At 66.3% G+C, this 12,802-nt stretch carries 11 protein-coding genes and 1 tRNA gene; 11 read left to right on the forward strand and 1 reads right to left on the reverse strand.

All coding sequences use genetic code 11. The features are described 5' to 3' along the window. Positions 1–88 precede the first annotated feature (88 nt). The 10 genes from hfq (at position 89) to ACPEH8_RS02110 (ending at position 9,871) form a co-directional block, all read left to right on the forward strand. Positions 89–373 (forward strand): RNA chaperone Hfq, encoded by a 285-nt coding sequence (gene hfq, locus ACPEH8_RS02065; RefSeq protein WP_017357646.1) that lies wholly within the window; start codon positions 89–91, stop codon positions 371–373. A 26-nt stretch (positions 374–399) separates the two neighbouring features. Continuing rightward, on the forward strand, positions 400–1,710 hold the full coding sequence (hflX, locus tag ACPEH8_RS02070; protein WP_136006390.1) for a ribosome rescue GTPase HflX: 1,311 nt from the start codon (positions 400–402) through the stop codon (positions 1,708–1,710). A gap of 91 nt (positions 1,711–1,801) precedes the next feature. Further along, positions 1,802–2,296, forward strand: a complete 495-nt coding sequence (locus tag ACPEH8_RS02075) for a CinA family protein (RefSeq protein ID WP_017357644.1) — start codon at positions 1,802–1,804, stop codon at positions 2,294–2,296. Positions 2,297–2,331: 35 nt separating this feature from the next. Beyond that, positions 2,332–4,011, forward strand: coding sequence for a 2-polyprenylphenol 6-hydroxylase (gene ubiB, locus ACPEH8_RS02080; protein ID WP_136006392.1), 1,680 nt, complete (start codon positions 2,332–2,334; stop codon positions 4,009–4,011). Between the two features lie 111 nt (positions 4,012–4,122). After that, complete coding sequence (gene lexA, locus ACPEH8_RS02085) at positions 4,123–4,773, forward strand: transcriptional repressor LexA (RefSeq protein WP_136006394.1); 651 nt, start codon at positions 4,123–4,125, stop codon at positions 4,771–4,773. Positions 4,774–4,976: 203 nt separating this feature from the next. Next, positions 4,977–6,017, forward strand: a complete 1,041-nt coding sequence (gene recA, locus ACPEH8_RS02090; protein ID WP_026071041.1) for a recombinase RecA — start codon at positions 4,977–4,979, stop codon at positions 6,015–6,017. Between the two features lie 111 nt (positions 6,018–6,128). Beyond that, positions 6,129–6,620: a recombination regulator RecX gene (gene recX, locus ACPEH8_RS02095; RefSeq protein ID WP_136006396.1), complete on the forward strand. Its 492-nt coding sequence runs from the start codon at positions 6,129–6,131 to the stop codon at positions 6,618–6,620. A 76-nt stretch (positions 6,621–6,696) separates the two neighbouring features. Beyond that, positions 6,697–9,345 carry an alanine--tRNA ligase gene (gene alaS / locus ACPEH8_RS02100; protein ID WP_017357639.1) on the forward strand — a complete coding sequence of 883 codons (2,649 nt, stop codon included), beginning with the start codon at positions 6,697–6,699 and terminating at the stop codon, positions 9,343–9,345. A 148-nt stretch (positions 9,346–9,493) separates the two neighbouring features. Beyond that, positions 9,494–9,697: a carbon storage regulator CsrA gene (gene csrA, locus ACPEH8_RS02105; RefSeq protein ID WP_017357638.1), complete on the forward strand. Its 204-nt coding sequence runs from the start codon at positions 9,494–9,496 to the stop codon at positions 9,695–9,697. Between the two features lie 81 nt (positions 9,698–9,778). Further along, a tRNA-Ser gene (locus ACPEH8_RS02110) sits at positions 9,779–9,871 on the forward strand. Positions 9,872–9,945: 74 nt separating this feature from the next. Here ACPEH8_RS02110 and ACPEH8_RS02115 read toward each other — a convergent pair. Beyond that, the gene (locus tag ACPEH8_RS02115; protein WP_017357637.1) at positions 9,946–10,395 is read right to left on the reverse strand and encodes a hypothetical protein; all 450 of its coding nucleotides are present in this window, start codon (positions 10,393–10,395) and stop codon (positions 9,946–9,948) included. Positions 10,396–10,669: 274 nt separating this feature from the next. Between ACPEH8_RS02115 and ACPEH8_RS02120 the strand changes: the two genes are divergently transcribed. Beyond that, positions 10,670–12,763 carry a TonB-dependent siderophore receptor gene (locus ACPEH8_RS02120; RefSeq protein WP_423666148.1) on the forward strand — a complete coding sequence of 698 codons (2,094 nt, stop codon included), beginning with the start codon at positions 10,670–10,672 and terminating at the stop codon, positions 12,761–12,763. Positions 12,764–12,802 lie beyond the last annotated feature (39 nt).

The following is a 12,802-nucleotide window of genomic DNA, read 5'->3' on the forward strand; positions in this document are numbered from 1 at the left end:
CACCCCGTGTACCATCAAGGATTCCAGTGGGCGGCGGGGGCCGCGTCAACTGCTGGACAACCATAAAAACAATAATCAGGAGTGTGCAATGTCCAAGGGGCAATCGCTGCAGGATCCGTTTCTGAATGCACTTCGGCGCGAGCGCGTGCCGGTATCGGTGTATCTGGTCAATGGCATCAAATTGCAGGGCACGATTGAATCGTTCGACCAGTTCGTGGTCCTGCTGCGCAATACGGTCAGCCAGATGGTGTACAAGCACGCCATTTCGACCGTGGTGCCGGCGCGCAATGTGCGGGTCGGGCCGGGCGGTGGTTATGTGCAGTCCAACGAAGGTGGCGCCGAAGGCGCCCAAGGTGAAGAAGACGTTGAGTGACAGGTTGAGCAATACGGGAGAACTGCGTGTTTGATCGTTCCAAGCGAGGCGAACACGCGCTCCTGATCCAGCCGCATGCCGGCCGGCTCGAAGAAGACGTGCTGGAAGAGTTCACCGATCTGGCCCGCTCGGCCGGGGCCACCATCGCGGCGACCCTGACCGCGCGCATCGATCGCCCCAACCCGTCGATTCTGATCGGGTCCGGCAAGCTGGACGAGATCAAGGCGGCGGCCGAGGCCACCGGGGCGGATCTGGTGCTGGTCAACCATGCGCTGTCGCCGTCGCAGGAGCGCAACCTGGAGCGGTTCCTGGAGCGCCGCGTGATCGACCGCACCGGGTTGATCCTGGATATTTTCGCCCAGCGTGCGCACAGCCACGAAGGCAAGCTGCAGGTCGAGCTGGCGCAGCTGCGCCACATGGCCACGCGGCTGGTGCGCGGCTGGACCCACCTGGAGCGTCAGCGTGGTGGTGCCATCGGCCTGCGCGGCCCGGGCGAAACCCAGCTGGAAACCGATCGCCGCCTGCTGCAGAAGCGGGTCGAACAGCTGCAGAAGCGGCTCGAGAAGGTCGAAGTGCAGCGCACCCAGATGCGCCGTGCCCGCGTGCGCAGCGAACTGCCGCGTGTGGCGCTGGTGGGGTACACCAATGCCGGCAAATCGACGCTGTTCAATGCGCTGACCGGCGCTGAAGCCTACGCCGCCGACAAGCTGTTCGCGACCCTGGATCCGACCGTGCGCCGCATTGCGGTCCCCGGTGGCAACGTGGTGCTGGCCGATACCGTGGGCTTTGTGCGCGATCTGCCGCACGAGCTGGTGGCCGCGTTCCGCGCGACCCTGAGTGAAGCGCGCGAGGCCGACTTCCTGCTGCATGTGGTGGACGCGGCCGATCCGCATCGCGAAGAACGCATCGCCCAGGTCGACGACGTGCTCAACGAGGTGGGCGCGGGCGAATTGCCGCAGCTGCTGGTGTTCAACAAGATCGACCGCATCGAGGGCAGCGAGGTGCGCCACGACGCACAGGACGGCATCCCCGACACGGCGCGCCGCGAACGTGTCTGGATCTCGGCCCGTGACGGCCTGGGACTGGACCTGCTGCAGTCGGTGCTGGGCAAGCGCCTGGGCCTGCAGCATGTGACCGGCGACCTGCGCCTGCCGCCCAGCGCCGGCCGCCTGCGGTCGCGCCTGCACCGTCTGGAGGTGGTCCGCAGCGAGCAGGCCGACGAGGACGGCTGGCTGCTCAGCGTGGAGATTCCGATCGCCGAGGCCGAAAAACTGGCCGCAGGCGAGGGGGGTGAGCCGATCCGCGCGCTGCTGCCGGAGAAGGTGCCCGAATGGTGACGGCGCGACACACCGTCGCACCGTCATGGCACGACAGCACGCTGGTTTTCGGCTAAAACGGGGGCTGTGCCCCTGTTGATCCTGGACCCCCATGACCGTTCCCTCCGATGCCGACCTGGGCGTTCTCGCCCGTGACGTCGGCCAGCGCCTGCAGCAGGCTGCGCTGCAGCTGGTCACCGCCGAAAGCTGCAGTGGCGGCTGGATCGCCAAGGCCATGACCGATGTGGCCGGCTCGTCGGCGTTCTTCGACTGCGGCATGGTCGTCTACAGCTACGAAGCCAAGCAGCGCCTGCTCGGCGTGCGCGCGCAGACACTGGAGCAGTTCGGCGCGGTCAGCCGGGAAACCGTGCTGGAAATGGTCTCTGGCGCGCTGGTCAATTCCGGCGCGGGGATGGCGGTGGCCGTCACCGGTATCGCCGGTCCCGGCGGCGGCAGCCCCGACAAGCCGGTGGGGAGTGTCTGGATCGGCTGGAAGCAGCGTGGCGGCTATGCGCGCGCGCAGCTCTTCCAGTTCGACGGCGACCGCGAAGCCATACGGCGGCAGACCGTGCACCAGGCGCTGACGGGAATCTTCCCGCCGGTGTGACATCCTGAGCGCGTGTGCCGACAGGAGTGAGCGCAATGTGGGAAACGCTGGGAACCGTGCGCGACCTGGGGCGATTGCAGGAAATCGCCTCGGTCCTGATCCGCTATGGCTTCGGCGACCTGGTACGCCGGATCGGCCTGGCCGACGTCCTCGAACGGGCCGGGCGCCTGCTGCACTGGAACGACACCCAGCAGATGCTGCGCATGACCGCGCCGGTGCGGGTGCGCCGCGCGATGGAAGACCTCGGCCCCACCTTCGTCAAACTCGGCCAGGTGCTGGCCACCCGCGTGGACCTGTTCCCGCCCGACTGGATCGCCGAATTCTCCGAGCTGCAGAACGCGGTGCCGGCGCTGCCGTATGCGCAGGTGCGCGATCAGCTCGAACGCGATCTGGGCGCCCCGGCCAGCGAGGTGTTTGCCTGGCTCGATGAAACCCCGATGGCCGCCGCATCGCTGGCGCAGGCGCATCGCGCGACCCTGCATGATGGCTCGGCCGTGGTGCTCAAGATCCGTCGACCCGGTATCCGCGAGGTGATCGAGGCCGACCTGCGCCTGCTGGCGCGTCTGGCGGAGATCGTCGAAGCGCGGCTGCCGGACCTGCGCCGCTACCGCCCTTCGGAAGTGGTGCAGCAGTTCCAGACCTCGTTGCGGCGCGAACTGGATTTCGCCGCCGAATGCCGCAATGCCGAGCGCATCGCGCGCAATTTCCACGGGCGGCGGGACATCTTCATTCCGGCCGTGCACTGGCAGTGGACCTGCGAGAGCCTGAACGTCCAGGACTTCGTGGATGGCATCCCGGGGCGGGATCTGGCGGGCGTCGATGCCGCCGGCCTGGACCGGGTGCAGCTGGCGCGCACCGGCGCCGGGATCATCCTCAAAATGGTGCTGCAGGACGGCGCGTTTCATGCCGATCCACATCCCGGCAACATCATCTACCTGCGTGACGGCCGGATCGGGGTCATCGACTTCGGTATGGTCGGCGCATTGTCCGAGCAGCGTCGCTTCCAGGTCGCGCAGCTGCTGCATGGGCTGGTGACCCAGGAGCCCGAGCCGGTCATGGACGTGCTGCTGGACTGGGCCGGTGGCGTGGACGTGGACGAAGCCCGCCTGCAGCAGGACATCAGTACCTTCGTCGACCAGTACCGTGGCGTGCCGCTGAAGGACCTGCACATGGGCCTGATGCTGGGCGATGTGACGCAGCTCCTGCGCCAGTACGCCCTGACCCTGCCGGCCGACCTCGCGCTGATGATCAAGACCTTCCTGACCCTGGAAGGCATGGGCCGCCAGCTCGATCCACAGTTCGACATGGCGACCGCCGCGCGCCCGTACCTGGAACGGGTGATGTGGCAGCGCTATGCGCCGGCGGCGATGCTCAAGCGTGGCAAGCGCAGCCTGCTCGGGGCGATGGACCTGATGGGCGACCTTCCGCGCGATGTCCGCCGGCTGCTGCAGATGGCGCGCAACGGGCGCCTCCAGGTCAAGGTCGAGACCCGTGCCCTGGAAGGGTTTGGCGATCAGGTCAACCGGGCCGCCAACCGGCTGGTGATGGGTATCGTGACGGCGGCGTTGATCATCGGCTCCTCGATCGTGATGCACAGCGTGGGCGGGGTCTCCAGCCGCTGGCTGCTGGCGCTGGGTGTGGCCGGCTTCGTCGGTGCCGGCTTCTGCGGCGTGTGGATCCTGTTCTCGATCTGGCGCTCCGGGCGCAATCCCTGACGCCCCGGACCGGACGGTGCCACAGGCAACGCCGACCGTTGGTCGGCTGCCGGTCGCCCGGTCTGTGCAGGCACTTGCGCACCCCCGGCCTTAGTAGTAATACTACTAATCATGGACCTGACCGACACCCAGCAGGCGATCCTGCAGTTGATCGCCGAGCGTATCCAGACCGATGGCGCACCGCCCTCCCAGGCGGAAATCGCCCGTGCCTTCGGCTTCAAGGGCGTACGCGCCGCGCAGTACCACCTGGAGGCGCTGGAGCAGGCGGGGGCGATCCGTCGCATCCCCGGCCAGGCGCGCGGCATCCGGCTGGTGCAGGCGCCGCCGCTGCAGGACGGTCTGCCTGGTTCGCTGGCCGCAGCCGTGCTCCCGGACCATGTGCTGCGCCTGCCGGTCCTCGGCCGGGTTGCGGCCGGTCTGCCGATCGGGGCGGACATCGGCTCGGACGATTTCGTGGTGCTGGACCGGGTGTTCTTCTCGCCTGCACCGGATTACCTGCTGAAGGTGCAGGGCGACTCGATGATCGACGAGGGCATCTTCGATGGCGACCTGATCGGCGTGCATCGCACCCGTGACGCCCGGTCGGGGCAGATCGTGGTCGCCCGCATCGATGACGAGATCACGGTCAAGCTGCTGAAGATGGGCAAGGACCGCATCCGGCTCCTGCCTCGCAACCCCGACTACAAGCCGATCGAGGTGTTGCCCGACCAGGACTTCGCCATCGAAGGCCTCTATTGCGGACTGCTGCGGCCCAACCGCTAGGTCCTGATGCTGTTGAAACACGCGCGGTCTTTGTGGCGATTCTCTGGTTCCGCTGAGGTTGGTACGGATGTCCGATAATTTTTTTCCGAACGCCGGGCAGAATCTCAGCCTGTGCGATACGCCAACCTTAAAGTGACCCCGTGGCCAAGAAGACTCCCAAAGAAAGCACCTCCAACGACATGACCTCTGCAAGGACCAATACGATGGACGAGAACAAAAAGCGTGCGTTGACCGCCGCCCTGAGCCAGATCGAGAAGCAGTTCGGCAAGGGCTCGGTCATGCGCATGGGTGACCGCGTCATCGAAGCGGTCGAGGTCATCCCCACCGGTTCGCTGATGCTGGACATCGCGCTCGGCATCGGTGGCCTGCCCAAGGGGCGTGTCGTGGAGATCTACGGTCCGGAATCCTCGGGCAAGACCACCCTGACCCTGCAGGCGATCGCCGAGTGCCAGAAGAAGGGCGGTACCGCCGCCTTCATCGACGCCGAGCATGCGCTGGACCCGATCTACGCCGCCAAGCTGGGCGTGAACGTCGATGATCTGCTGCTGTCCCAGCCCGATACCGGCGAGCAGGCACTGGAAATCGCCGACATGCTGGTGCGTTCCGGTTCGGTGGACATCGTGGTGGTCGATTCGGTCGCCGCGCTGACCCCCAAGGCGGAAATCGAAGGCGAAATGGGCGACCAGCTGCCGGGCCTGCAGGCCCGCCTGATGAGCCAGGCGCTGCGCAAGCTGACCGGCAACATCAAGCGCTCCAATACCCTGGTGGTGTTCATCAACCAGCTGCGCATGAAGATCGGCGTGATGATGCCGGGCCAGAGCCCGGAAGTGACGACCGGCGGCAACGCGCTGAAGTTCTACGCCTCGGTGCGCCTGGACATCCGTCGTATCGGCGCCATCAAGAAGGGCGACGAGATCATCGGCAACCAGACCAAGATCAAGGTCGTCAAGAACAAGCTGGCACCGCCGTTCAAGCAGGTCATCACCGAAATCCTCTATGGCGAGGGCATCAGCCGCGAGGGCGAACTGATCGACATGGGCGTGGAAGCCAAGCTGGTCGAGAAGGCCGGCGCCTGGTACAGCTACGGTGAAGAGCGCATCGGTCAGGGCAAGGACAACGCCCGTGGTTACCTGCGCGACAACCCGCAGGTTGCCCAGCGCCTGGAAGCCGAGCTGCGCGAGAAGTTCCAGCCGGCCGAAGCGGTCCGCGAGGGTGGTGACGACGACGGCGACGACGCCGAGTGAGTTTCCTGCGGGGCAGGGCGGCGCCGTCAGTGACGCTTGCCCTGTCCCGCGGTTTCAGTATTCCCCCGACGGGGGGAGCGCCAGGGACGGCGCATTTCATCGAAGGTGGTCATGCACGATTCCGATGCCCCGGCACCCGGCCGCAAGCGCCGTGTCCGCGAACAGACCCCGGTCCAGCGAGCGCTGGGCCTGCTGGTCCGCCGTGAGCACTCGCGCAAGGAGTTGACCCGCAAGCTGCAGGCCCGCGGCATCGAGACCGAGGCGGCCGAAGCGGCCGTGGACAAGCTCAGCGAGGCCGGCTGGCAGGACGACACCCGGTTCGCCGAGAACCTGGTGCGCATCCGCGCCAGTACCGGCTACGGCCCCCTGCATATCCGCGCGGAGCTGGGCACCCACGGGCTGGACAGCGAGCAGGTCGCGGCCGCGCTGGCGACCTTCGAGGGCGATTGGACCGAGAACGCCCGCGATCTGGTCCGGCGCCGGTTCGGCGATGCCGGCCCGCAGGAGCTGCCACAACGGCGCAAGGCGGCCGATCTGCTTGCCCGCCGTGGGTTCGATGGCGACAGCATCCGCCGGGCGACCCGTTACGACCCAGAGGACTGAGCGGCCCGGGCCTGATACCCTTTGTGGTTTCGGCGGTCCTGCGAGGGACCGACCGGCCCGCACAAAGCCAGCCCCCATGAACGCATCCGTCAAATTCACTACCTCCCAGATCCGCAGCGACTTCCTTGAGTTCTTCAAGGGCAAAGGCCACACCATCGTGCCGTCGGCGCCGCTGGTGCCGGGCAATGATCCGACCCTGCTGTTCACCAACTCCGGCATGGTGCAGTTCAAGGACGTGTTCCTGGGCGCGGAAAAGCGCAGCTACGTGCGCGCTGCCGATGTCCAGCGCTGCCTGCGTGCCGGCGGCAAGCACAACGACCTGGACCAGGTCGGCTACACCGCGCGCCACCACACCTTCTTTGAAATGCTTGGCAACTGGTCCTTCGGCGACTACTTCAAGAAGGACGCCATCGCCTGGGCGTGGGAGCTGCTGACCCAGGTCTGGAAGCTGCCGGCCGAGCGTCTGCTGGTCACCGTCTACCAGACCGATGACGAGGCCTACGCGCTGTGGCGCGACATGGTCGGCATTCCGGAGTCGCGCATCGTGCGCATCGGCGACAACAAGGGCGCCCCGTACGCGTCGGACAACTTCTGGCAGATGGCCGACACCGGCCCCTGCGGTCCGTGCACCGAGATCTTCTACGACCACGGCGACCATATCGCCGGTGGCCCCCCGGGTTCGCCGGATGAAGACGGTGACCGCTACATCGAAATCTGGAACCTGGTGTTCATGCAGTTCGACCGCCAGCCCGACGGCACCCTCGTGCCGCTGCCGGCGCCGTGCGTGGATACCGGCATGGGCCTGGAACGCCTGGCCGCGATCCTTCAGCACGTTCACACCAACTATGAGATCGACCTGTTCCAGGCGCTGATCCGCAAGGCCAGCGAACTGACCGGCATGGCCGATCTGGAAAACAAGTCGTTGCGCGTGATCGCCGATCACATCCGCGCCTGTTCGTTCCTGATTGTCGATGGCGTGCTGCCGTCCAATGAGGGCCGCGGCTACGTGCTGCGCCGGATCATCCGCCGCGCGCTGCGCCACGGCTGGATGCTGGGCGTGCGCCAGCCGTTCTTCAGCAAGCTGGTGCCGACCCTGGTCGAGCAGATGGGCGAAGCCTACCCGGACCTGCCGGCACAGGCCGATACCGTCGTGCGCGCGCTGCAGGCCGAAGAGGAGCGGTTTGCCCAGACGCTTGATTCGGGCATGAAGATCTTCGACGACGTCGCCGCCCAGGTGACCGATGGCGTGATCCCCGGCACCGACGCGTTCCGCCTCTATGACACCTATGGCTTCCCCCTGGATCTGACCCAGGACATCGCGCGTGAGCGTGATCTGACCGTGGACATCGACGGCTTCGACGCGGCGATGAAAAAGCAGCGCGACGACGGCCGCAAGGCAGGCAAGGGTGGCGCAGGCGTGGTCCTGTCCGCCGAGCTGGTCGCCACTCTCAAACCCACTGTGTTTCTGGGCTATGACCGCCTGCAGGCCGACGGCCTGACCGTGGTGGCCCTGCTCAAGGACGGCCGCCCGGTGGACGCGGTGCAGGCCGGTGATGACGTCATCGTGCTGACCGACCAGACCCCGTTCTACGCCGAATCCGGCGGCCAGGTCGGCGACACCGGCACGCTGTCGGGCCCGGGCGTGCAGTTGCAGGTTGGCGACACCCAGAAGTTCGCGGGCCAGTACCACGGCCACGTGACCCGGGTGACGAGCGGCAGCCTGAAGGTGGGTGACGTGCTCAGCGGCGAGGTCGATGGCCAGCGCCGTGGCGCCACCATCCTCAACCACTCGGCGACCCACCTGTTGCACGCCGCCCTGCGCGAGGTGCTGGGTACCCACGTGCAGCAGAAGGGCTCGCTGGTTGCGCCTGACCGCCTGCGGTTCGACTTCTCGCACTTCCAGCCGATCAGCGCCGAGGAGCTCGCGGTGATCGAGCGCAAGGTCAACGAACAGGTGCGTGCCAACAACGCCGCCGAAGTGCACAACATGGGCATGCAGGAAGCTCTCGATTTTGGCGCGATGGCGTTGTTCGGCGAGAAATATGGCGAACACGTGCGCGTGCTGAAGATGGGCGACTACTCGACCGAACTGTGCGGTGGCACGCACGTGGGGCGCACCGGCGACATCGGCCTGTTCAAGATCACCGCTGAAGGCGGTGTGTCCTCGGGCGTGCGCCGCATCGAGGCGGTGACCGGGCAGGGCGCGCTGGACTACGTGGCCAACGAGGAAGCGCAGCTTGCCGAAGCGGCGGCGCTGCTGGGCGGCACGGCCAGCGATGTGGTCGAGAAGATCCGCCAGCTCGGCGAGCGGCAGAAAAAGCTTGAACGCGAACTGGAGGGCCTGAAGGCCAAGCAGGCCGCTGGCGCCACCGCCGACCTCGGCGCATCGGCGGTAGAGGTCAATGGCGTCAAGGTGCTGGCGGCGCGTCTGGAGGGTTTCGATGCCAGGTCGCTGCGTGATGCCGTGGATCGTCTCAAGCAGCAGCTGGGCGATACCGTCATCGTGCTGGCCGGCGTGCAGGACGGCAAAGCCGCGCTGGTGGCAGGTGTGAACGGCAGTGCAACGGGCAAGGTCAAGGCCGGGGAACTGTTGTCGCACATCGCAAGTCAGATCGGGGGCAAGGGCGGCGGTCGCCCGGATCTCGCCCAGGGTGGTGGTGAGGACGGGCCCGCCCTTGCCTCGGCGCTCGCCGCCGTAGTGGATTGGGTCACCCCGCGTATCTGAACGCCGTAAGCCTCGACTGTCCTGCTCCTTGATGGCGTGGGACGGCTGACGGTACTATGGCGAATCCTTTCCCTTTGTCGTGGGGCGTTCCTTGGCTGGGCGCCAAGCCGGTGGGGAAGTACCACCGGTTCCATGGAGACTTGCAAAAATGTTGATCCTGACTCGCCGCGTAGGCGAAACCCTGATGATCGGTGACTCGGTCAGCGTGACCGTGCTCGGCGTCAAGGGCAACCAGGTCCGTATCGGTATCACCGCTCCGAAGGACGTTGCCGTGCACCGCGAAGAGATTTACCAGCGCATCCAGCGCGGCGACGAGCCGAATGCCGCTGGAAGTGAAAATTCTTCCGATTAAGGCTTTACCTGAGGGCGCGGAAAACGTTATTATTCGCGCCCCCGCTGAGATGAAACATCACAGCGGCGGAACAAGAACACTGGAGCGGTGCCCGAGTGGCTGAAGGGGCTCCCCTGCTAAGGGAGTATAGGGTCAAAAGCTCTATCGAGGGTTCGAATCCCTCCCGCTCCGCCAGTTATGCAGAAGGCCTTCGTACGCAAGTACGAAGGCCTTTCTGTTTGGGCGGCCGCTGCATCACCCGGCAGGTCTCAGTCGGGGACGAAGGCGCGCTCTTCGTACGCGATGCGCTCCAGCCGTTCACCCGTCCACAGCAGATACTCGATCCGGTCGGGATGCCCGTAGCCGTCGTTCTGCGTGACGATCAACAGGCGACTGTCGCGCCGGTGAGCCAAGCGCCCGTTGTTGAGGGTCTGGCCCGGGTGGACCTCGCCACTGACGCGGTCGATCAATACGTATTCGATGCAGCCGCTGCCGCAGCCGGCCAGGTAGACGGTGAAGCGGTCCGCGAAGTCGAGGTCGCCGTCCTGGCCGTCGCCGCGCAGGTACATGTCCATTTTCCAGGTCACCCCGTCGTGCGGAGGCCGGGTTGGTGCGAAATGGTCGATCCGGGTCAGTTCGACCGGGTAGTCCTCCAGTTGCGGTGGGGCGGCCGCGACGGCGAGGGCCAGCAGCAGCGATGTCGCAAGCGCGATGTACATCCGTGTTTCTCCAGTCAGGGCATCCAGCGGCGCCAAGCATCGCATGTCCGCAGGCTGTAACATGTGGCTGCCGCGGAAGCGCCGTAGCGCCTTCCTCCCCCCATCTACCTCCAGCCGCCGCCAGAGGATGTCGTTCCTCACTGGAGGCGTTGCCGTGTCCGTTGTCGTGTCCCGTACTGCCCAGGCCCGTTCGGGCCGTATTCCTGCCGAACGTCCGTCGGCACCCTCCCTGTCCCTGCTCACCGTGGCCCTGAGTGGCGTGCTCGGGCTGGGTCTGTTTGCCCCCGCCGTGCAGGCGGAGGAGGCGCCGCCGGAGGATGCTGCTGCCCAGACCCTGCCGACGGTGCAGGTCACCGCCAATCAATTGGGCACAGTGACCGAAGGCAGTGGCTCCTACACGCCGGGCACGATCGCCACCGCCACGCGTCTGGTGCTCAGCCCGCGCCAGACGCCGCAGTCGATCAGCGTGATCACCCGTCAGGAAATGAACGACTTCGGGCTCAATGGCATCGACGACGTCATGAAGGTCACCCCGGGCATCAGCATCGTCACCTACGACAGCGAGCGCACCGAGTACTACGCACGCGGCTTCGCGGTGCAGAACTTCCAGTACGACGGCATCCCGATGGCGCGCGATTCGGCGTACTCGGCGGGCAACACGCTCAGTGATACCGCCATCTACGACCGCATCGAGGTGCTCAAGGGCGCGACCGGCCTGCTGACCGGCATGGGGGACCCCGGCGCGACGATCAACCTAGTGCGCAAGAAGCCGACCCGCGCGCCGGCCGGCAGTGTCACGCTGGGGGCCGGTTCGTGGGACAGCTACCGGGCCGCCGTGGATGTCGGTGGTCCGTTGACCGGGAGCGGCCGCGTGCGCGGACGCGCGGTGGCGGCGTACCAGGACAAGCAGTCCAACGTCGACCATTACCAGCGCAGCAACGAGGTCTTCTACGGCATTCTGGAAACCGACATCGGCGACAGCACGCTGCTGACGGTGGGGGCCGACTACCAGGACAGCGATCCCAAGGGCTCAAGCTGGGGCGGCATTCCACTGCTGGACAGCGCGGGCAAGTTCAACCGCATGCCGCGCTCATTCAACAATGGCGCACGCTGGAGCCGCTGGGGCCAGTACGCCCGCACCGGCTTTGCCACGCTGGAGCACACCTTCGGCAACGACTGGGTCGCCAAGCTGCAGCTCAACCACCAGGTCAACGGTTACGACGCCTCGCTGGGAGCGGCGGCCGGCGGCAATCCCGATCCCGTCACCGGCGAGGGCGTGAGCATGTGGCTGGGCCAGTACATCGGCAAGACCACCAGCAATGCCGCCGATCTGTACGTGAGCGGCCGGTTCGAATGGTTCGGTCGCCAGCACGAACTGGTGGTGGGCGGGAGTGTGTCGCGCAAGCGCTGGGTCAACAACGGGTATTCGCCCCAGCCGGGTTACGTGAGCGACGTTGCCGACTATTACGCCTGGACCGGCGATGTGCCCGAGCCGGACTGGCAGTGGAGCTATGGGGACAACCAGGTTACCCGGGAGAGCGGTGCCTATGTGGTGGGCCGCTTCGACCTGGCCGACCCGCTGAAGCTGATCCTCGGCAGCCGCATCGCCAACTACACATCCCCGGATACCGACGAGAGCGGCGTGGTCGTGCCGTACGCCGGCGTGGTGTACGACCTCAGCCGCACCGTCTCGGTGTTTGCCAGCTACAGCACCATTTTCAAGCCGCAGGGCAACCAGGATGAACAGGGTCGGCTGCTGGACCCGTTGGAAGGGCGCAGCTACGAGGCCGGCCTGAAGGCGGAGTTCTACGAAGGGCGTCTCAACGCGAGCGCGGCGGTGTTCCAGCTGGAGCAGGACAACTACGCGCAGCCCACCGGCGGCAGGACACCGGGCGGTGGCATCGCCTATGAAGGGCTGATGGGCGTGCGGACCAGGGGCTATGAGCTGGAGATCTCCGGTCAGCTCGCGCCGGGCTGGCAGGTCCAGGGCGGCTACGCGCACAAGATCGCGCGGCAGCAGTCCACCAAGGTCTCCACGCTGGAACCGGAAGACCAGTTCAGCGTGCACAGCACCTACCGCCTCACCGGTGCGGGGCAGGGCTGGAGCGTTGGCGGTGGTGCGCGCTGGCAGGGCAGTACGTTCGGCACCATCACCCACCCGGCCACCGGCGGAAGCCAGGTCCATCGCACTGAGCCGTACTGGTTGCTGGATGCGATGGCGCGCTACCAGTTCAACGACCAGCTGTCGGCGACGGTCAACGTCAACAACCTGCTCGACAAGCGTTATTACACGATCTTCAGCTGGTACAGCACCTACACCTGGGGCGAGCCGCGCAACGTGCGCCTGACGCTCAACTACAGGTTCTGATCCGCGCAACGCACGACACCCCGGGCAACCGGGGTGTCG

Source organism: Stenotrophomonas sp. NPDC077461, from assembly GCF_049545475.1.
In the GTDB taxonomy this organism is placed as follows: Bacteria; Pseudomonadota; Gammaproteobacteria; order Xanthomonadales; family Xanthomonadaceae; genus Stenotrophomonas; species Stenotrophomonas nematodicola.